Source organism: Streptomyces sp. NPDC003038, assembly GCF_040611115.1.
Classification (GTDB): domain Bacteria; phylum Actinomycetota; class Actinomycetes; order Streptomycetales; family Streptomycetaceae; genus Streptomyces.
Genome location: NZ_JBEXNN010000007.1, coordinates 50,614 through 66,955, shown reverse-complemented (window position 1 = coordinate 66,955; position 16,342 = coordinate 50,614). Strand labels below are relative to the sequence as shown.

General features: G+C 71.7%; 18 protein-coding genes. 5 read left to right on the top strand and 13 right to left on the bottom strand.

Going from position 1 to position 16,342, the window contains the following annotated elements; all coding sequences use genetic code 11:
• The first annotated feature begins 25 nt into the window (after positions 1 to 25).
• A complete protein-coding gene (locus ABZX75_RS11315; protein WP_355409918.1) occupies positions 26 to 382 on the top strand; it encodes a nucleotide pyrophosphohydrolase in 357 nt (118 codons plus the stop codon).
• 18 nt (positions 383 to 400) lie between these two features.
• A complete protein-coding gene (locus ABZX75_RS11310) occupies positions 401 to 1,381 on the top strand; it encodes a hypothetical protein (RefSeq protein WP_355409917.1) in 981 nt (326 codons plus the stop codon).
• Positions 1,382 to 1,823: 442 nt separating this feature from the next.
• On the opposite strand, the gene ABZX75_RS11305 is transcribed toward ABZX75_RS11310, so the two are convergent.
• The 5 genes from ABZX75_RS11305 to ABZX75_RS11285 form a co-directional block, all read right to left on the bottom strand.
• A complete protein-coding gene (locus tag ABZX75_RS11305) occupies positions 1,824 to 2,336 on the bottom strand; it encodes a hypothetical protein (protein ID WP_355409916.1) in 513 nt (170 codons plus the stop codon).
• Between the two features lie 120 nt (positions 2,337 to 2,456).
• Positions 2,457 to 2,981 carry a DUF5956 family protein gene (locus tag ABZX75_RS11300; RefSeq protein WP_355409915.1) on the bottom strand — a complete coding sequence of 175 codons (525 nt, stop codon included), beginning with the start codon at positions 2,979 to 2,981 and terminating at the stop codon, positions 2,457 to 2,459.
• Between the two features lie 9 nt (positions 2,982 to 2,990).
• Positions 2,991 to 3,245, bottom strand: coding sequence for a hypothetical protein (locus ABZX75_RS11295; RefSeq protein ID WP_355409914.1), 255 nt, complete (start codon positions 3,243 to 3,245; stop codon positions 2,991 to 2,993).
• A 13-nt stretch (positions 3,246 to 3,258) separates the two neighbouring features.
• Positions 3,259 to 4,641: a cytosine deaminase gene (gene codA / locus ABZX75_RS11290; RefSeq protein ID WP_355409913.1), complete on the bottom strand. Its 1,383-nt coding sequence runs from the start codon at positions 4,639 to 4,641 to the stop codon at positions 3,259 to 3,261.
• A gap of 30 nt (positions 4,642 to 4,671) precedes the next feature.
• Positions 4,672 to 4,848, bottom strand: coding sequence for a hypothetical protein (locus tag ABZX75_RS11285; protein ID WP_355409912.1), 177 nt, complete (start codon positions 4,846 to 4,848; stop codon positions 4,672 to 4,674).
• A 184-nt stretch (positions 4,849 to 5,032) separates the two neighbouring features.
• Between ABZX75_RS11285 and ABZX75_RS11280 the strand changes: the two genes are divergently transcribed.
• Positions 5,033 to 6,871 (top strand): prolyl oligopeptidase family serine peptidase, encoded by a 1,839-nt coding sequence (locus ABZX75_RS11280; RefSeq protein ID WP_355409911.1) that lies wholly within the window; start codon positions 5,033 to 5,035, stop codon positions 6,869 to 6,871.
• 43 nt (positions 6,872 to 6,914) lie between these two features.
• On the top strand, positions 6,915 to 7,727 hold the full coding sequence (locus ABZX75_RS11275) for an SURF1 family protein (RefSeq protein WP_355409910.1): 813 nt from the start codon (positions 6,915 to 6,917) through the stop codon (positions 7,725 to 7,727).
• A gap of 179 nt (positions 7,728 to 7,906) precedes the next feature.
• Here ABZX75_RS11275 and ABZX75_RS11270 read toward each other — a convergent pair whose 3' ends face one another.
• The 7 genes from ABZX75_RS11270 to ABZX75_RS11240 form a co-directional block, all read right to left on the bottom strand.
• Complete coding sequence (locus tag ABZX75_RS11270; protein ID WP_355409909.1) at positions 7,907 to 9,004, bottom strand: hypothetical protein; 1,098 nt, start codon at positions 9,002 to 9,004, stop codon at positions 7,907 to 7,909.
• Entirely contained in the window at positions 9,001 to 9,897 is an 897-nt protein-coding gene (locus ABZX75_RS11265; protein ID WP_355409908.1) for a SigE family RNA polymerase sigma factor, read from the bottom strand. The genes ABZX75_RS11270 and ABZX75_RS11265 overlap by 4 nt, the downstream gene beginning before the upstream one ends.
• Positions 9,898 to 10,066: 169 nt before the next feature.
• Positions 10,067 to 11,140, bottom strand: coding sequence for an aspartate-semialdehyde dehydrogenase (locus ABZX75_RS11260; protein WP_355409907.1), 1,074 nt, complete (start codon positions 11,138 to 11,140; stop codon positions 10,067 to 10,069).
• Positions 11,137 to 12,411, bottom strand: a complete 1,275-nt coding sequence (locus ABZX75_RS11255) for an aspartate kinase (RefSeq protein WP_355409906.1) — start codon at positions 12,409 to 12,411, stop codon at positions 11,137 to 11,139. Before ABZX75_RS11255 ends, ABZX75_RS11260 begins: the two co-directional genes overlap by 4 nt.
• Positions 12,412 to 12,612: 201 nt before the next feature.
• Positions 12,613 to 13,260, bottom strand: a complete 648-nt coding sequence (locus ABZX75_RS11250) for a DUF5063 domain-containing protein (protein WP_355409905.1) — start codon at positions 13,258 to 13,260, stop codon at positions 12,613 to 12,615.
• Positions 13,253 to 13,852: a recombination mediator RecR gene (gene recR, locus ABZX75_RS11245; RefSeq protein WP_355409904.1), complete on the bottom strand. Its 600-nt coding sequence runs from the start codon at positions 13,850 to 13,852 to the stop codon at positions 13,253 to 13,255. Before recR ends, ABZX75_RS11250 begins: the two co-directional genes overlap by 8 nt.
• 84 nt (positions 13,853 to 13,936) lie before the next feature.
• Positions 13,937 to 14,281 (bottom strand): YbaB/EbfC family nucleoid-associated protein, encoded by a 345-nt coding sequence (locus ABZX75_RS11240; protein WP_355409903.1) that lies wholly within the window; start codon positions 14,279 to 14,281, stop codon positions 13,937 to 13,939.
• A 255-nt stretch (positions 14,282 to 14,536) separates the two neighbouring features.
• Here ABZX75_RS11240 and ABZX75_RS11235 point away from each other — a divergent pair, with 255 nt between their 5' ends.
• Positions 14,537 to 15,283, top strand: coding sequence for an SLATT domain-containing protein (locus ABZX75_RS11235; RefSeq protein ID WP_355409902.1), 747 nt, complete (start codon positions 14,537 to 14,539; stop codon positions 15,281 to 15,283).
• A gap of 368 nt (positions 15,284 to 15,651) precedes the next feature.
• Here ABZX75_RS11235 and ABZX75_RS11230 read toward each other — a convergent pair whose 3' ends face one another.
• Positions 15,652 to 16,302: a hypothetical protein gene (locus ABZX75_RS11230; RefSeq protein ID WP_355409901.1), complete on the bottom strand. Its 651-nt coding sequence runs from the start codon at positions 16,300 to 16,302 to the stop codon at positions 15,652 to 15,654.
• Positions 16,303 to 16,342 lie beyond the last annotated feature (40 nt).

The window sequence follows — 16,342 nt, the reverse complement described above, 5'->3', positions numbered from 1 at the left end:
CGTTGCGGTCTGGTACTCCTTGATCATGAGGATCCGATCGCTGCAGCAGGCTTTGGCGGAGTTCGCCGCGGAACGGGAGTGGGAGCAGTTCCATACAGCCAAGAATCTGGCCATGGCCTTGACTGGCGAGACCGGTGAGCTGCTTGAGCTCTTCCAGTGGCTGACGCCCGAGGAGTCAGCCACGGTGATGCACGACCCGCAGAACGCGGCCCGGGTCCGGGAGGAGATCGCGGATGTCTTCGCCTATCTCCTGCGGATGGCCGACGTCCTCGGGATCGACCTGGAGCAGGCCCTGGTTGAGAAGATCGAGGTCAACGGCCTTAAGTATCCCGCCGATCGGGCTCGCGGCAGGGCAGACAAGTACACACAGCTGGGGGACTAAGCAACGATGCGTATCGTCATGCAGCCGGCACGCCGGTCCGAGAAGGTCGTCAACAAGCACTACCAGGACACCATCGCCAGCCCGGTCGGCATCGACGCCCATGCCCACCTCCTGGAGCCCGAAGTCGTCGAGCAGCTCAAGCAGCTGTTCCCCTCCGGGCAGGCGCAGATGTGGGGCGTCGTACCCGGGAAGAAAGACGTCAACGTCGCCCAGGTGAAGAAGATGAGCCCCGGCGACTGGGTGTTCTTCACCGGCGACAAGAAGCTCTACTTCGGCGGCACCATAGCCCTGATGTGGCGCAGCCAGGACTTGGCCGAAGAGCTGTGGCAGACGAACGGCGAGGGCCAGACCTGGGAGTACATGTACGCCCTGTCCGGGACCCGCGGCTTCGACATTCCTGTCGACGAGATCCGCAGCCTGCTCAGCTGGAACCCGAACCGCAACATCATGGGCATCACCGTCCTGGGCGAGGAGGAGAGCGACACCCTCCAGACCTACCTCACCCTCGACCCCGCACCCGCCGCCCTCCAGCCCGACCATGCCCAGCAGGACGAAGAAGCCGTCGCGGCCTTCGGCGGCGATCTGGAGCGCAAGGCCACCCGTGCCCAGCGAGGAGAGCAGGCAGCTCTCAAGCGCCGTCTCCTCCCTGGCCTGACCGGGCAGTGCGCCCTGTGCGGCCGGGAACTTCCCGGCACATTCCTGATAGGGGCGCACATCAAGAAGAGGGCGATGTGCACAGACGACGAGAAGCGCGACCTGGCCAACATCGCTATGCTCGCCTGCACCCTCGGCTGTGACGCCCTCTACGAACACGGATACGTCACCGTCGCGGAAGAGGGAGTCATCCAGATCAGCCCTTTCGCCGCAGACATCCCCGAGATCGCCAAACACGTCCAGGAACGGCTGACAGACCGCACCGTGACGTGGTGGACTCCCCAGCGCGAGCCGTACTACCAGTGGCACCGCACGCACACCTTCAAAGAACTCCCCCCAGCCTGAGCACAGCGTCCGCTCCCACGCCACGGGTCCCGGGCTTCCTATGGGCGCCCTCGCCTGGCCCTCCTTGAGGGGGTTGCCTCCGCGCACCCCTGCCGACAAGAAGGCCGCGCCGCTGTGCTGGGAGAAAATTGGGAGAAAATGCTGTGCGGGAGGGCTCCTGACACCCTTCGAGACCGACGCAGCCCAAGCCTCTGAACTGCGACTATAGAGTGCGGGGCAAGTCAACCTGCAGCTCCGACCTCATTCGGGACGAAGAGGTCGTGGGTTCAAATCCCGCCACCCCGACTTCGTAAGACCAGGTCAAGGGCTTGATCCGCATCGCGGGTCGGGCCCTTCCTGCGTTTTCGGTGGTGCTCCGGTGGTCGCCGATGCCGGGACGGAGCGGGAGGCGGCGGCACCGGGGGTGAGTCGGTGGGCCGCCTTCCGTCTGTTGGCGGAGGGCCTACGGGAGGGCGCTGCTCACGCCGTCGACGATCATCATCCACATGGGTTGACCGCCCGTGCCGAAGGCCGAGGCCAGGGCGTATCCGATCGAGGCGTCCACCGGCCGGAGCTCGGCGCCCTCCTTCCATTCGGCGATGACCACCTCGTCACCGTCGGAGGAGAAGTCACCTATGTGCGCGCCGTCGCGGGTCAGACGGCTGGTGGGGACGGAGTCCGGGACCAGGCGGTACCGCGCTCCGTCGTACTCCACGTCCACCCGGTACGAACGCCTGCTCAGCCCGCCCTTCCCCGGTATCAGGCCGACTTCCAGGCCGTCGATCCTCATGGTGAGGCGGGCCGGGTCGCGGGTGCCGATGGCGGTCCGCGGGTCCACTTCCGACTCGGGGTCGCGCTCCAGGACCACGTGGGGAATCCCCTCGCCTTCGACCTCTATGCGGTCCTGGCCGTCCTGCCGGATGGTGATCCCGCCGAAGCGCGTGTCCTCGATGGGGGTTCGGTCCGAGTCGTTCATGAATCAATTCCCTCAGTGCGTCTGAACTGCCGTTGCACCTGGAATTATTCGGCCCCCGGCCGTCCTCTCGATCGGACGCATCGGGCCCACCGGCTCGGCGACCCCGCCGCCGGCCTCCGCCTACGAGCCGCCCGCGCGCTCGCCTTCGTGGAGGGCGGCGAGTTCGGTCCGGACCAGGGTGAGGAACTCAATGGACGGGCGGTCCTCCACCGCGTTCGCGGCGGCCACCGTACGAAGGTGGTCGAGGACCGGCTCGACGGTGGGGAAGGACCCGACCGGGCGCAGCAGCCACAGGCGGCCTTCGGGGCGGGGCGGAAGGCCGAGCCCGGTGAGGATCGCCTCGGCCTCGCGGTCGAGGTCGTGGACGTCCGGCTCGGGGAGCGGGGCGCACTCGACGCCGGTGATGTGGCCGTGGCCGTCCAGGCGGGTTTCCACCGCCCAGCGGGTGGAGCGGTCCGGGATCCAGGTCCGGGCCGCAGGGGGCCAGACGTACGGCAGGAACACCCACCGCAGATCCTCGGGCGCGGGCTCCCAGCCGAGCACCTCCAACTCCCGGATCTCGGGCAGCCGGTCCGGTTCTAGTTCGCTGCGGCCGGTGCGGCGCAGTGCGAGCGGGTGCGGTGTTCCGTCCTCGTCCCACGACATGCGCGCAGGCTACCGCCGGGCCGGGTCCGCTCCGCGGGCGACGCGGTAGCGGATAGGGGTGACTTCCGGGGTGGCGACCGTACGGTCCGGGGTGAGGCGCGGGGCCGGGTCGACGCCGTCGAGGAGGCGCTTGCCGGAGCCCAGGAGGACGGGGGCGAGGCGGATCTCCAGGCCGTCGTCGGCGAGCGGGGTGCCGGGGCGGGCGTTCGGGCCGGCGATGGAACCGTCCAGGGACGTCCCGATCGATGCGAATACCGCGCTCATGGGCAGAACTCCCTCAGCGGGAGGGGCCGGGGCGGCCGGGCCGTGGCTCCGTCCCGCCAGGGTGCGGTGCCGGGCCGCCTCCGGCAGCTCCACCGGGGCCCGGGCGTCGGGTGAAGTCGATCTCCGAAGGGGGTTCCCCCGGCCAGGACAGGCGGGTCGGGGCGGGCGGGGTCTCGGCGAGGACGACGCCGCGCGAGACGACGTACCGGGGGCGGACCTGGCGGCGGATCGCCTCCTGCGGCGAGGGCGCCGGGAGGAGGACGAAGGAGGCGGGGGCGCCCTCCGCAAGCCCGTACTCCGAGGCGTCGAGGCCGAGGACGCGCGCCGCACGGTCCGTCACCATCGAGAAGGCCATCGGGATGTCGTCCGCGCCGGTGAGCTGGGCGGCGTACAGCCCGACGAGGGCGGTCTGCAGCGGGTTGGCGGTGCCGAGCGCGTTCCAGGGGTCCATCACGTCGTCGTGGCCGAAGGCCACGTTGACACCGGCCGCCAGCATCTCCTTGACCTGGGTGAGGCCGCGCCGCTTGGGGTAGGCGTCGAAGCGGCCCTGGAGGTTGAGGTTGGCGAAGGGGTTGCTGACCAGGTTGATTCCGGAACGGGCCAGCAGGCGCTGGAGTTTGAAGCTGTACGCGCCGTTGTAGGAGCCCATCGCCGTCGTGTGCGAGGCGGTCGCGCGCTCGCGCAGGCCCGAGCGCAGGGCGAGGGTGGCCAGTACTTCCACGAAGCGCGACTGCTCGTCGTCGATCTCGTCGCAGTGGGCGTCCACGCGCAGCCCGTGCTCCTCGGCCACGGCGAAGGCGGTCCGCAGCGACGCGATCCCGTCCTCCCGGGTGTCCTCGAAGTGCGGGATCGCGCCGACGACGTCCGCCCCACGCGACACCGCCTCGCGCAGCAGCGCCTCGCCTCCGGGGAAGGAGACGATGCCCTCCTGCGGGAAGGCGACGATCTGGAGGGTCATGAAGTCCCGTACCCGGTCGCGCACTTCGAGCAGCGCGTCGAGCGCGGTGAGGGCCGGGTCGGTGGTGTCGCAGTGGGTCCGCACGTGCAGCACGCCGTGCGCCGCCTGCCAGCGCAGCACCTCGGTGGCCCGGGCGATCACGTCCTCGCGGGTCAGGGTCCGCTTGCGCTCGCTCCAGCAGGCGATGCCCTCCCAGAGGGTGCCGGAGGCGTTCGGGCGCGGTTCGCCGGCGGTCAGGGCCGTGTCGAGGTGGATGTGCGGTTCGACGAAGGGCGCGGTGAGCAGGGCGCCGTGCGCCTCGATGAGGGTGCCGGTCGCGGGCGGTTCCTTCTGGTCGTCGTACGGGACGAGCCGCGCGATGCGGCCGTCCTCACCGACCTCCACGTCGACGAGACCAGGGGTGTGCAGGAGCCGGGCGCCCCGGACGATCATCCGCATGGCGTCAGCGTACGGCTGCGGACCGGTTTCTCAGCCCCGCTTGGACTGGGTTTTTTGCTGCATGCCGCGCGTCTTCGCCGCGACGGACTGCACGTCTCTGGCCGCGGCCTTGGCGCGCGCCTCGGCGGCCGTGTTCTTCGCCAGCGCACGTTCGGAGTCCTGGTGGCCGTCGTGGTGACCGTGACCGGTACGAGGTTTCCTGGCCATGATCACTCCTCCTCGGGGCACGATGCACAATGCACGATGCGCGCAGCACCAAGCACGAAGCAGGCGTACGCATTCCACTGTGCGCCCGTTCGGAGCGGTCGGCACCCCGGCCCGCCCCCGGCCCGCCCCCGGCCCACCCCCGGCCCACCCACCCGGACTCACCCCGGCACCGCTTGCGGCAAGAATGGGGGGCATGACCAGCGACAGCGATGTGACCTCCGGCGAGACCCCCGAGATGCCCGTCTGGGAGAAGCGGTTCCGGGCCCCGCGCGTCGGGCTGCCCGAATGGGCCGAGGACGCCCCGGACCGCTCGCTCTTCGTCTCCAACGCGACCGGCACCTTCGAGCTCTACGCGTGGGACCGCGCCACCGGCGCCCAGCGGCAGGCCACCGACCGCCCCAACGGCACCACCGACGGCACCCTCTCCCCCGACGGCGAGTGGATCTGGTGGTTCTCCGACACCGACGGCGACGAGTTCGGCACGTGGGTGCGCCAGCCCTTCGCGGGCGGCCCCGACGAGCCGGCCACCCCGGGCCTGGAGCCGTCCTACCCCGCCGGGCTGGCCATCGGCCGCGACGGGACGGCCGTGGTCGGGCGCTCCACCGACGAGGACGGCTCGACCGTCCACGTGGTCCGGCCGGACGGCTCCGCGCCCTGCGTGATCTACCGGCACCGGGAGTCGGCCGGCGTCGGCGACCTGTCCCGCGACGGGACCCTGGTCGCCATCGAGCACACCGAGCACGGTGACGCGATGCACTCCGCCCTGCGCGTGCTGACCCTCGACGGCGCCACCGTCGCCGAGCTGGACGACTCGCGCGGCGGAGCCGAGGAGCTGGGCCTGGAGGTGCTCGGCTTCGCGCCGGTCGTGGGCGACACCCGGCTGCTGATCGGCCACCAGCGGCGCGGCCGCTGGGAACCGATGGTGTGGGACGTGGCCACGGGCGCCGAGGAGGAGCTCGCGATCGATCTGCCGGGCGATGTCAGCGCCGAGTGGTATCCCGACGGCTCCGCGCTGCTGGTCGTGCACAGCTTCGAGGCGCGCAGCGAGCTGTGGCGGTACGACCTGGCCGCGCAGGAGCTCGTACGCGTGGACACTCCCCCGGGGTCGGTCTCGGGTGCGACGGCGCGGCCCGACGGAACCGTGGAGTACCTGTGGTCCTCGGCCGCCGACCCCTCGACGGTACGGTCCACCGCGGGCGCGACCGTCCTGGACCCTCCCGGCTTCCGGGCCCCCGGCTCGGTGCCGGTGGAGGACGTGTGGGTGCAGGGCCCGGGCGGGCGGATCCACGCACTCGCGCAGCGGCCCACCGGCCACGGCGACGGCCCCTTCCCGACGATCTTCGAGATCCACGGGGGACCGACCTGGCACGACAGCGACGCCTTCGCGGCCACCCCGGCGGCCTGGCTGGACCACGGCTTCGCGGTCGTCCGGGTCAACTACCGCGGCTCGACGGGCTACGGCCGGGAGTGGACGGACGCCCTCAAGCACCGGGTCGGCCTGATCGAGCTGGAGGACATCGAGGCGGTCCGGGAATGGGCGGTCACCAGCGGTCTCGCGGACCCGGCGCGGCTGGTGCTGTCGGGCGGCTCCTGGGGCGGGTACCTCACGCTCCTGGGCCTGGGCACCCAGCCCGGGGCCTGGGCGGTGGGGCTGGCCGCCGTACCGGTCGCCGACTACGTGACGGCGTACCACGACGAGATGGAGGCGCTGAAGTCCCTGGACCGCACCCTCTTCGGCGGTACGCCCGAGGAGGTCCCGGAGCGCTTCGAGGCGTCCTCGCCCCTGACGTACGTGGACGCGGTGAAGGCCCCCGTCCACATCGCGGCGGGCGTCAACGATCCGCGCTGCCCGATCCGGCAGATCGACAACTACGTGGACCGGCTGGCGGCGCGGGGGGCGGTGCACGAGGTGTACCGGTACGACGCCGGGCACGGCTCGCTGGTCGTGGAGGAGCGGATCAAGCAGGTCCGGATGGAGCTGGAGTTCGCGCTGAAGCACCTGCCCGCGCGGCTGGGGGGCTGACCCTGCGGGACGACGACCGGTGCACCCCCCGTACGGTGGTGGGGTGCACCGGTTTCTCCTGACCCCGCGCTGGTGGGGGATCAACGTCTTCGTCGCGCTCGCCGTTCCGGTCTGCCTGTTCATGGGGTCCTGGCAGCTCGGCCGTTTCGAGGACCGCGTCGACAGTCACCGGGAGGCGGCCGCCGCGCGGCCCGCCGACCAGACGGCCGCGTCGCTGGACTCACTCCTTCCGGTGGACAAGAACACCTCCGGACGGCTCGCTTCCGCCTCTGGGGAGTACGCCGAACAGCTGCTCGTCCCCGAGCGCCGGCTCGACGGCGCGTCGGGCTTCTACGTCCTGACCCTGCTGAAGACCGACTCCGGCAAGGTCGTGCCCGTGGTCCGGGGCTGGCTGCCGGGGGCCGCGGACGCCGCCAGGGCGCCGGCCGCGCCGGCCGGGCGGGTCGAGGTCACCGGGGTTTTGCAGGCCTCGGAGAACTCCGGCACCAAGGGTGTGCACGCGCAGGGCGGTCTTCCGGCCGGGCAGCTCGGGGTGATCGGAGCGGCCTCGCTGGTCAACATCGTCCCCTACGACCTGTACGACGCCTGGCTGACGGTGCAGACCCCGGCGGACGGGATGGTTCCGGTGCCCGCGCGGGCGCCGACCAACACCGGGCTCGACCTGAAGGCCTTCCAGAACCTGGGCTACACCGGCGAGTGGTTCGTCTTCGCCGCCTTCGTGCTCTTCATGTGGTTCCGGCTCTACCGGCGCGAGGTGGAGACCCTGCGCGACGCGGAGGCGGGCCTCGTGCCGGCGGAGGCGAGCCTCGTGCCGGCGGAGGCGGCCGACACCACGCCGGAGCCCGCGGGGCGCTGAGCGTCCGGGGTCGGCGGGCGGGAACCTGTCCGGCCTCCGGGCCCGCCCGGCCCGCATCGCGCCCGGCCCGCATCCCGCCCGGCCCGCATCGCGCCCGGCCCGCATCGCGCCCGCCGGACCGGAACCGCCCGAAGGCGCAGGACGCGGCCGCACCAGGACCGCCTCCCCGCCCGGGAGGGCTACGGCTCCGGCGCGTCCAGTGGAATGACGCCCGTGCGGTAGACCGTCCCGCCGCAGGCCGCGGGAATCGTCGCCTGCGTGGTCGGGGCCCCCGTCGACGGCGTGTGGGACACCGCCACACCGGCCGGATCCGGGGTCGCGCCACCCGTACCCGGCTCCGTACGCGCCGTCCCCTCCGTGTCGGCCGCCGTACGCGCCGAGGCGTCCGGGGTGCCGCCCCGCGTGGGCTCCGGGCTCGGGCCCGTGCTCGCCGCCGGACACGGCTCCGCCGGCGGCACCCAGGCGAAGCGGACCTCGTACGCCGTGTTCGGCTGGAGCGTCAGCTGCGGGGTCTCCGCCGACGGGTCGGGCAGCAGCCCGCTCGCCGGGTCCCCCGCCGTGTGGCCGACCACCGTGACGCCGGGGCCCTGGCTCGGCGCCGTACCCGTCGCGGTCACCGCCGTCACGGTGTCCGGGCCGGTGACCGTACAGCCGCGCGCCGAGACGTTGGTGACCTTGAACGTCCCCAAGACCTTGCCGTCGGGCTGCGGGGCGCGGGCCGAGCCCACCACCCCCAGCTGCTCGGCGCCACATCCGGGCGCACCCGGCGCCGCCACCGGCGGCAGCGGGCCCGAGCCCGCGACCGAGCCGGCCGAGGCGGCGCCCGACGGGCCGGCCGTCACGCCGCCGTCCGGGGAACCACTGGCCGCGGGGGCGGGCTGCTCACCGGTGGTACCGCCCGCGTCCGGGGTGCTGCCGGTGGGCCTGGTGGACTGCGGCGGCGTTCCGGAGCCGTTCTGGTGCGGGTCGGAGGAGCCGACGCCGCCGCCCTTGCCCCCCGGATGCGCACCGTGCCCGGCGATGGCCGAGTGGTCGGTGGTGGTGCCCTCGCCCCCCGTCAGGTGCAGGGCGGCCGGAATCGCGGTGCCGGCCAGCAGGGCGACCGCCGCGGCGCCGACGAAGGCCTGGCGCTTGAGGGTCCGGCGTACGGGGACGGCGTATCGCAGTCGCTCCAGCGCGCCCTCCGAGGGCTCCAGGCCCTCGACGGCCCCGCGCAGCAGGCCCCGCAGGACCTGTTCCTCGCTCGTCCCGCCCGGCGGAGTGTGGTCGTCCATCATGACTGCGCAGCCTCCATCGCCACCCGCAGCGCGGCAATACCCCGCGATCCGTACGCCTTCACCGAACCAAGGGATATGCCGAGCGTTTCGGCGACCTGGGACTCGGTCATGTCGGCGAAGTAGCGCAGCACCAGCACCTCGCGCTGGCGTCGCTGGAGTCCGCGCATCGCCTTGATCAGGTCGTCCCGCTCCAGCTGGTCGTACGCGCCCTCCTCGGCGCTCGCCATGTCCGGCATCGGTTTGGACAGGAGCTTGAGGCCGAGGATGCGGCGGCGCAGGGCGGAACGGGAGAGGTTGACGACGGTCTGGCGCAGGTACGCCAGCGTCTTGTCCCGGTCACGGACCCGGTTGCGAGCCGAGTGGACGCGGATGAACGCCTCCTGGACCACGTCCTCGCAGGAGGCGGTGTCGTCGAGGAGGAGGGCCGCCAGCCCCAGGAGGGAGCGGTAGTGGGCCTGGTAGGTCTGGGTGAGGTGGTCGACGGTGGTGCCGGCCACGACAGCGACGGCCGCCGTGTCGGCGACGACGCCGGCACCGGCCGCTTCCGCACCGGCCGCTTCCGCACCGCCCGCTTCCGCACCGCCCGCTTCCGCGCAGCTCGCACCACCGCCGCTCGCACCACCGCCGCTCGCACCACCGTCCTTCGCGCCGCCCGTTACGCCTGCGCGGACGGCGCCGCCTGCGCCGCTGTCCGCGCTATCGCGCGGCGAGGGCACGCGGCCGCCCAGGATCGGTACGGCTGCGGTCGCCCCCATCTGCGCCTCGGAGGGCCCTGCGGGCGGGATGGGCAGGATCACCGGAAGACCGCCGCCGGGCGTACGGGAGCGCCGGCGCGACGGAGTGGTCCCGGTGCGCGCCGGTGCGACGACGAAGTCGAGCAGTGCCTCTGCCACGCCTGTAGGACACGCGTCCCCCCGTCAGGGTTGTACGCGCGAGGCAGCGTCACCAGCGAAATCCCTCTTGCCCTCATGCGTACCCGCTCTTCCCGATTGCCCCGTCCATCGAGACGGCAGTCGGGCCATCACCTTGATCAAGGGATCAGCACCGATCCTACAAAGCGAATTACGCAGATTCACCTGCGATCAGTTCCGCGATCTGCGTCGCATTCAAGGCGGCGCCTTTGCGCAGATTGTCGGCGCAGACGAAGAACTCCAGCGCGTACGGGTCGTCGAGCGAGGCCCGCACCCGTCCCACCCAGGCCGGATCCGTCCCGGCGGCGTCCGCAGGAGTCGGGAACTCGCCCGCCGCCGGGTCGTCCACGAGGACCACGCCGGGCGCGGTCCTCAGGATCTCCCGGGCGTGCGAAGCGTCCACCTTCTTGTCGAACCGGGCCCGCACGGTCAGCGAACGCCCGGTCACCACCGGCACCTGTACGCAGGTCACCGCCACCGGGAGCCGCTCCAGCTGGAGGATCCGGCGCGTCTGCGCCCGTACGGCCAGCTCGTGCGAGGACCAGCCGCCCTCACGCAGCTCACCGGACCACGGCACGACATTGAGGGCCAGCGGAGCCGCGAAGGGGCCGGTGTCCTCGCCCACGGCGCGGCGTACGTCCCCGGGCTGCTCCCCCAGGGAGGTTCCTGCGACCAGCGACAGCTGGCGGCGCAGCGCCTCGGAGCCGGCCCGGCCCGCGGCGCCCGCCGCCTGGTACGAGGAGACGGCCAGCTCGGCCAGTGCGTACTCGGCGTGCAGGGCGCCCAGCGCGGCGATCATCGCGACGGTGACGCAGTCCGGGCCGGCGACGATCCCGCGGGGCCGGTTCCGCGCCGCGTACCCGTTGACCTCGGGCACCACCAAGGGCACCTCGGGGTCTTCCCGGAAGGCGGCGGACTGGTCCACGACGACGGCGCCGCGCGCGGTGACGACGGGAACCCATCGGGCCGAGACCTCGGCCGGGGTCAGGAAGATCGCGACATCGCCCGCGCCGAAACCGTCGAAGGCGTCTTCGGTGAGGGCGATCACCTCGCTGTCCTCCGCGCGGACGGCCAGCACGCGGCCGGCCGAGCGCGCGGAGGCGATCAGGCGGATGCCGCCCCAGACGTCCGCCCGCTGGGACAGGATCTGGAGCAGGACCGAACCGACTGCTCCGGTCGCCCCGACCACGGCGAGCGCCGGGCCGGAGGACCGGGGCGCGGTCATCGTCCGGTGCCTCCGTAGACGACGGCCTCGTCGCTGTCGGAGTCGAGGCCGAAGGCGGTGTGCACGGCGCGGACGGCTTCGTTGACGTCGTCCTGGCGGGTCACGACGGAGATGCGGATCTCGGAGGTGGAGATCAGCTCGATGTTCACACCCGCGTCCGACAGCGCCTGGAAGAAGGAGGCGGTGACGCCCGGATTCGTCTTCATGCCCGCGCCGACCAGCGAGATCTTGCCGATCTGGTCGTCGTAGCGCAGGGAGTCGAAGCCGATCGCGGACTTCGCCTTCTCCAGGGCGTCGATGGCCTTGTGGCCCTCGGTCTTGGGGAGGGTGAAGGAGATGTCGGTGAGGCCCGTGGAGGCCGCCGAGACATTCTGCACGATCATGTCGATGTTGATCTCGGCGTCCGCGATGGCGCGGAAGATCGCCGCGGCCTCACCCGGCTTGTCCGGAACGCCGACGACCGTGATCTTGGCTTCGGAGACGTCGTGAGCGACTCCGGAGATGATGGCGTGCTCCACCTGCTCGTCCCCTTGCGGATTCTCGTTGCTGACCCACGTGCCCGGCAGTCCCGAGAAGGACGAGCGGACGTGGATCGGGATGTTGTATCGACGTGCGTACTCGACACAGCGGTGCAGCAGCACCTTGGAACCGGAGGCGGCCAGCTCCAGCATGTCCTCGGAGGAGATCCAGTCGATCTTCTTCGCCTTCTTCACGACGCGGGGGTCCGCGGTGAAGACGCCGTCGACGTCGGTGTAGATCTCGCAGACCTCGGCGTCCAGCGCCGCGGCGAGCGCCACGGCCGTGGTGTCCGAGCCGCCGCGGCCGAGGGTGGTGATGTCCTTGGAGTCCGCGGACACGCCCTGGAAGCCGGCGACGATGGCGATGTTGCCCTCGTCCAGCGCGGTGCGGATACGGCCCGGCGTGACATCGATGATGCGCGCTTTGTTGTGGACCGAGTCGGTGATCACGCCTGCCTGGCTACCGGTGAACGACTGGGCCTCGTGGCCCAGGTTTTTGATCGCCATGGCCAGCAGGGCCATGGAGATCCGTTCTCCGGCGGTCAGCAGCATGTCGAATTCGCGTCCGGCAGGCATAGGGGACACCTGCTCGGCGAGATCGATCAGCTCGTCCGTCGTGTCGCCCATCGCGGAAACCACGACGACCACTTGGTGGCCGTTCTTCTTGGCATCCACGATCCTCTTGGCGACGCGCTTGATGCCCTCGGCATCCGCTACGGAGGAGCCTCCGTACTTCTGCACGACAAGGCCCACGTGCGCTCCTCGCTCAGTCCGTCTCATTGCTGGTGCAGTGTAACGAGCGGCCGCGATCCGACCGCTTCGTACCACATCGTGAGACGAAAGGATCAGCGCGCGCGTTCCCTCGCGGGGCTGCGGACTTAAGCCTTCCGGATCTGGAGTCCGGGTCCGTATGACGGGCGGCCGGACCTGCGCGTCCGCCCCCCACCTGTGGACCTACGCCCGGCCCAGGCCGCCCAGCTCCCGCGCCATCACCTGTCCGGCCTGCTCGGCGAGATCGTCCTCGGCCAGGTCCTCGTCCGTGTCCAGGCCGTCCAGGGCGGCCAGCGGCTGGTCCAGGCGTACGTGGGCGACCAGCGACTGCAGGGCGCGCAGCGTGGCCGAGGCCGTCGGGCCCCAGTTGGTGAAGTACGAGAACTGCCACCACCACAGCGCCTCGGTCGTCCGGCCCGCCCTGTAGTGCGCGAGCCCGTGGCGCAGGTCCGCCACCACCTCGGCGAGGTCGTCGGAGATCCGGTGGGCGACCGGGGTCTTGCGCGGCTCGTACGGGTCGAAGACCTCGGAGTAGACGTCGACCGGTTCCAGCATGAGCGCGAACCGCTCGCGCAGGTCGTCCACGTCCGGCTCCGGGCCGACGTCGGGCTCGTACCGCTCGTCGGGCAGCACGTCCTGGTACGCGCCCAGCCGGCCGCCCGCGAGCAGCAGCTGGGAGACCTCCAGGAGGAGGAACGGCACCGCGCTGTCCGGGTCCTCGCCCTTGGCGACCTCGGTGACCGCGACGATGAAGGATTCGATCTGGTCGGAGATCTGGACGGCGAAGTCGTCCGGGTCCTGGCCCACAGCGTGCAGGGTTGCGTCAGACATCGAGAAGTCGCCTTCCTTCAAAGGCCCGCCCGAGCGTGACCTCGTCCGCGTACTCCAGATCTCCCCCGACGGGGAGTCCGCTGGCCAGGCGGGTGACCTTCAGGCCCATGGGCTTGATCATGCGGGCGAGGTAGGTGGCGGTCGCCTCGCCCTCCAGGTTCGGGTCGGTGGCCAGGATCAACTCGGTCACCTCACCGTCCGCGAGGCGCGCCAGCAGCTCGCGGATGCGCAGGTCGTCCGGACCGACGCCCTCGATCGGGCTGATCGCGCCGCCGAGGACGTGGTACTTGCCGCGGAACTCACGGGTCCGCTCGACCGCGACAACGTCCTTCGGCTCCTCGACGACACAGATGACCGTCGGATCGCGCCGCGGGTCACGGCAGATCCCGCACCGCTCCTGCTGCGCCACATTCCCGCACACCGCGCAGAACCGGACCTTGTCCTTGACCTCCAGCAGCGCGTGCGCGAGGCGGCGGACGTCGGTGGGCTCGGCCTGCAGGATGTGGAAGGCGATCCGCTGCGCGCTCTTGGGCCCGACGCCGGGCAGCCTGCCCAGTTCGTCGATCAGGTCCTGGACCACGCCTTCGTACAACGGACTGCCTTCTTTCGGTTCTGGTGCGAGAGGGGAAGGGGCAGGAAATCGGGATGGGGGTCGGGGTCGGGGTCGGGAAGGGAACTAGAACGGAAGGCCGGGAATGCCGCTGCCGCCGCCCAGGCCCTGGGCGAGGGGTCCCAGCTTCTGCTGCTGGAGCGCCTGCGCGTTCTCATTGGCCGCCTGGACCGCCGCGACGACCAGGTCGGCGAGCGTCTCGGTGTCCTCCGGGTCCACGGCCCTCGGGTCGATCACCAGAGCGCGCAGCTCACCGGAACCGGTCACGGTCGCCGTGACGAGGCCGCCGCCGGCCTGACCCTCGACCTCGGCCTGCGCCAGCTCCTCCTGGGCCGCTGCGAGATCCTGCTGCATCTTCTGGGCCTGCTGGAGCAGCTGCTGCATGTTGGGCTGGCCACCACCGGGAATCACAGGTCACTCACTCCATACCTTCGGAACGCTTGGTCAATCTGAGCCTACGTGCTCCCCGCGCGCTACGCCCTACGCCGTGAGGACCAACTCTTTCGAGTGAGAGATGGGGCCTACGCGTACCTGCTGGAGCCCGCCTTGCGAGCGGAAATCCGGGGATTCGTCGTCCATCGGTCGTCATTCGAAGGTAGGAAGTGCATGCGCACCATTGCGCACACGCGCACCACCACACGTCAGCGCAGGCAGAGGGAGTGCCGGGTGAGCCAGCCGGAGATGCAGCCCGAGGGGCCACCCCGGGATCCCCGGGAGGAGGGCGGCGGGCCGATGGCGGCGGGCGATCTGACCGGCCGGCCCTTCCCTCTCGGGGACTGGGGCGAGCCCGCCGAGCGGCTCGACGAGCTCTACCGGCGTGTCGAGGCCGATGCCCTGCGCACGGCCGCGTGGTACATGTCGGACCGGGCGTGGAAGCGCCGCGGGGCGCGACTGCTGCGGGTCGGCGCTGCCGTGGGCGCCGTCACGGGCGCGGCGATGCCGCTGCTGGAACTGACGGGCTCGGCGCCGGGCGGTTCGGCGTACGGGTACCTCGCGCTGCTGCTGGCCGCCGCCTGCCTGATGTGCGACCGGTTCTTCGGGATGACGTCCGGGTGGATGCGGGACGTGGCGACCGCGCAGGCGGTGCAGCGGCGGCTGCAGACGCTGCAGTTCGACTGGGCGTCGGAGAACGTACGGGAGGTCCTCGGACCTACGGAGGGCACCGCGAGCGAGGCCGCCGAGCGGTGCCTGACCGTGCTGCGGCGCTTCTCCGAAGACATCACGGAGCTGGTGCGCTCGGAGACGGCGGACTGGATGGTGGAATTCCGCGCCGGGCCCGCGCCGCTGGTGATGCAGTCCCTGGGCGCCTCCACGGCCCGCGCGGACGTGGGCACCGCGCCGACCCGCTTCCCCCTCCCCCCGGGCACCCGCCCGAACATGCCCCGCCAACGCCCCCCGGAACAACCCCGCTGACCGCTGCCCCACCCAGCCCCCACCACCGCCCGCCCCGCCCCGGCGCCTTCAGCCTGGCGGGGCGTCTTCCGCCTGGCGGGGCGTCTTCCGCCCCGGAGTGGGGGGAGGTAGCTGGGGGAGTCTGAGGCGCGGGGTCCGGGGCGGAGCTCCGGGAAACGGAGAAAGGGCGGGGCGGGGAACCAGCCCCGCGCAGCGGCACCCGCACCGCACCCGCCCGCCCAACTCGGCACGCGCACCCCGTACCCCGTACCCCGCACCCACGCCCGGCACGAGCCCGCACCCGCAACCCGTACCCATGCCCGGCACGAGCCCACACCCCGTACCCACGCCCGCCAGGGGCCTGGTCAGGCAACCCGCCAGGGACCCGGTCAGCTGAAGATGATCATCGATCCCTGCCCCAGACTCCGCGTAGCCGCCGCATGCAGCCCCAGCCACACGTGCCGCTCCCGCGCGAAAGGACTGTCGTCGTACGGAATCGGCCCCGCCGGCTCCTCCAGCGACGTCGGACGCCCCGGCGGCGCGGGCGCCGTCGGCGGGTTCTCCGCGTCTATCCCGATCGCGGGAGCCACGAAGGTCAGCTCCCGCAACAGCCCCTGCGCGGACCCCAGCGGGCCGCCTCCGGCCAGCAGCTCCTCGTTCGCCAGCGGAGCCGGGAAGTCCACCGGCACGTAGGCTCCCGCGTGGTCGTAGTGCCACACCAGGTGCGACTGCTGCGCCGTGGGCTCGAACATCTCCAGCAGTTGCTCGTAGTCCCCGCCCAGCTCGTCCACGGGGGTCACCGGCAGCCCGCAGATCTGCAGCAGGTACGCCCGCCTCAGGAAATGCAGGGCGTCGTAGTCGAAGCCGGCGACCGGGGCCACGTCCCCGCTCAGGCCCGGCATGTAGGCGAAGACGGGCACGGACGGCAGCCCGGCCTCGCCCAGTGCCTTGTCGTACGAGGCGATCTCTTCCGCGAAGGGGTTGTCGGGGCTGTGGCACAGCACGTCGACAAGGGGGACCAGCCACAGGTCACAGGCCACGCGGCCTCCGATCAGTCGTTGCCGCCGTTCGGGCCAGCGT

Excerpts from the sequence above, each read along its gene's own strand:
- ABZX75_RS11310 (WP_355409917.1), top strand. The coding sequence starts at position 401 with ATGCAGCCGGCACGCCGGTCCGAGAAGGTCGTCAACAAGCACTACCAG.
- ABZX75_RS11305 (WP_355409916.1), bottom strand. The coding sequence starts at position 2,336 with ATGAACGACTCGGACCGAACCCCCATCGAGGACACGCGCTTCGGCGGG.
- ABZX75_RS11280 (WP_355409911.1), top strand. The coding sequence starts at position 5,033 with ATGGGGGGCATGACCAGCGACAGCGATGTGACCTCCGGCGAGACCCCC.
- codA (WP_355409913.1), bottom strand. The coding sequence starts at position 4,641 with ATGCGGATGATCGTCCGGGGCGCCCGGCTCCTGCACACCCCTGGTCTC.
- ABZX75_RS11260 (WP_355409907.1), bottom strand. The coding sequence starts at position 11,140 with ATGACCGCGCCCCGGTCCTCCGGCCCGGCGCTCGCCGTGGTCGGGGCG.
- ABZX75_RS11270 (WP_355409909.1), bottom strand. The coding sequence starts at position 9,004 with ATGATGGACGACCACACTCCGCCGGGCGGGACGAGCGAGGAACAGGTC.
- ABZX75_RS11300 (WP_355409915.1), bottom strand. The coding sequence starts at position 2,981 with ATGTCGTGGGACGAGGACGGAACACCGCACCCGCTCGCACTGCGCCGC.
- ABZX75_RS11285 (WP_355409912.1), bottom strand. The coding sequence starts at position 4,848 with ATGGCCAGGAAACCTCGTACCGGTCACGGTCACCACGACGGCCACCAG.
- ABZX75_RS11250 (WP_355409905.1), bottom strand. The coding sequence starts at position 13,260 with ATGTCTGACGCAACCCTGCACGCTGTGGGCCAGGACCCGGACGACTTC.
- ABZX75_RS11315 (WP_355409918.1), top strand. The coding sequence starts at position 26 with ATGAGGATCCGATCGCTGCAGCAGGCTTTGGCGGAGTTCGCCGCGGAA.
- ABZX75_RS11295 (WP_355409914.1), bottom strand. The coding sequence starts at position 3,245 with ATGAGCGCGGTATTCGCATCGATCGGGACGTCCCTGGACGGTTCCATC.